1 rRNA gene is annotated in these 2,331 nt (G+C 52.4%); it reads left to right on the top strand.

The features are described 5' to 3' along the window. Positions 1 to 2,316, top strand: a 23S ribosomal RNA gene (locus tag H8700_RS11130); the annotation flags it as partial. Positions 2,317 to 2,331 lie beyond the last annotated feature (15 nt).

Here is a 2,331-nt window from a genome sequence, read left to right as displayed (position 1 = left end):
ATGTACAACCGCGTACTTTTTGTAGAACGGTCCGGCGAGTTACATGGTGTGGCAAGGTTAAGCACGGAAAGTGTGGAGCCGAAGGGAAACCGAGTCTTAAGAGGGCGTGAAGTCACATAGTGTAGACCCGAAACCGGGTGACCTACCCATGTCCAGGTTGAAGCTGCTGTAAAAGGCGGTGGAGGACCGAACACACATCCGTTGAAAAGGGTGGTGATGAGGTGTGGGTAGCGGAGAAATTCCAATCGAACCCGGAGATAGCTGGTTCTCCTCGAAATAGTTTTAGGACTAGCCTGTTATTAGTCTGCCGGAGGTAGAGCACTGAATTCTTAAGGGGGCGTCAAAGCTTACCAAGAGATATCAAACTCCGAATGCCGGCCAGATGATGTAACGGAGTCAGACTGCACGAGATAAGTTGGGTAGTCAAAAGGGAAAGAGCCCAGACCACCGGCTAAGGTCCCAAAGTGCGTGTTAAGTGGAAAAGGATGTGGGAATTCGAAGACAACTAGGATGTTGGCTCAGAAGCAGCCATTCATTCAAAGAGTGCGTAACAGCTCACTAGTCGAGAGTTCCTGCGCCGAAAATGTCCGGGGCTGAAACACGACACCGAAGCCGTGGAATCACGTAAGTGATTGGTAGAGGAGCATTCGCTGCACGACGAAGCTGTACCGTAAGGAGCAGTGGAGAGCAGTGAAGAGAGAATGCCGGAATGAGTAGCGAGAGATAGGTGAGAATCCTATCGGCCGAATATCTAAGGTTTCCAGAGTAAAGCTGATCTGCTCTGGGTAAGTCGGGACCTAAGGCGAGGTCGAAAGACGTAGTCGATGGACAACTGGTTGAGATTCCAGTACTTCAATATATCAGAACTGTGGGGACACAGCCACAAAGCATTAGCCGGGAATGGAAAGACCGGTGCAAGCACAGGAGGCGTACGGCAGGCAAATCCGCCGTATAAGCCGGAGGTGTGAAGCGGAGCGAACATAAGGGTAGCGAAGAATGCAGAGTGGCTGTCGGGAAAAGCCGCTATTGTGTATATTGAACCCGTACCGTAAACCGACACAGGTGGATGAGGAGAGAATCCTAAGGCCGACGGAAGAAGCATTGTTAAGGAATTCGGCAAAATAGCCCCGTAACTTCGGGAGAAGGGGTGCCTGGGAAACCAGGCCGCAGAGAATTGGCCCAAGCAACTGTTTAGCAAAAACACAGGTTTATGCGAAACCGAAAGGTGAAGTATATGAGCTGACGCCTGCCCGGTGCTGGAAGGTTAAGGGGAGAGCTTAGGAGCAATCCGAAGGTTCGAACTTAAGCCCCAGTAAACGGCGGCCGTAACTATAACGGTCCTAAGGTAGCGAAATTCCTTGTCGGGTAAGTTCCGACCCGCACGAAAGGCGTAATGATTTGGGCACTGTCTCGACAATGCATCCGGTGAAATTGAAATACCAGTGAAGATGCTGGTTACCCGCGCCAGGACGGAAAGACCCCATGGAGCTTTACTCCAGTTTGATGCTGGGATTCGATACTGCATGTACAGGATAGGCGGGAGACTGAGAAGATGTGACGTCAGTTGCATCTGAGTCGCTGTTGGGATACCGCCCTTGCAGTATTGGGTTTCTAACCTGCGGCCGTGACCCGGCCGGGGGACAACGTCAGGCGGGGAGTTTGACTGGGGCGGTCGCCTCCGAAAGGGTATCGGAGGCGCTCAAAGGTTCCCTCAGAATGGTCGGAAACCATTCGAAGAGTGCAAAGGCAGAAGGGAGCTTGACTGCGAGGACGACGGTCCGAGCAGGTACGAAAGTAGGACTTAGTGATCCGGTGGTATGAAAGTGGGATTGCCATCGCTCAACGGATAAAAGCTACCCTGGGGATAACAGGCTTATCACTCCCAAGAGTTCACATCGACGGAGTGGTTTGGCACCTCGATGTCGGCTCATCGCATCCTGGGGCTGTAGCAGGTCCCAAGGGTTGGGCTGTTCGCCCATTAAAGCGGTACGCGAGCTGGGTTCAGAACGTCGTGAGACAGTTCGGTCCCTATCCGGCGCGGGCGCAGGATATCTGAAAGGAGCTGACCCTAGTACGAGAGGACCGGGTTGGACGAACCGCTGGTGTATCTGTTGTCATACCAATGGCATGGCAGAGTAGCCAAGTTTGGCCGGGATAAACGCTGAAGGCATCTAAGCGTGAAGCCCCCCTTAAGATAAGATATCCCTGGAGATAATCCAGTAAGACCCCTTAAAGACTATGAGGTAGATAGGGCAGAGGTGGAAGTGCAGTAATGCATGGAGCTGACTGTCACTAATAGGTCGAGGGCTTAACCAAGAAAGCATGGAAAGC

Origin of the sequence: Jutongia hominis, assembly GCF_014384965.1 — a bacterium.
GTDB lineage: Bacteria > Bacillota > Clostridia > Lachnospirales > Lachnospiraceae > Butyribacter > Butyribacter hominis.
This window is presented reverse-complemented; position numbering and strand designations above follow the sequence as displayed.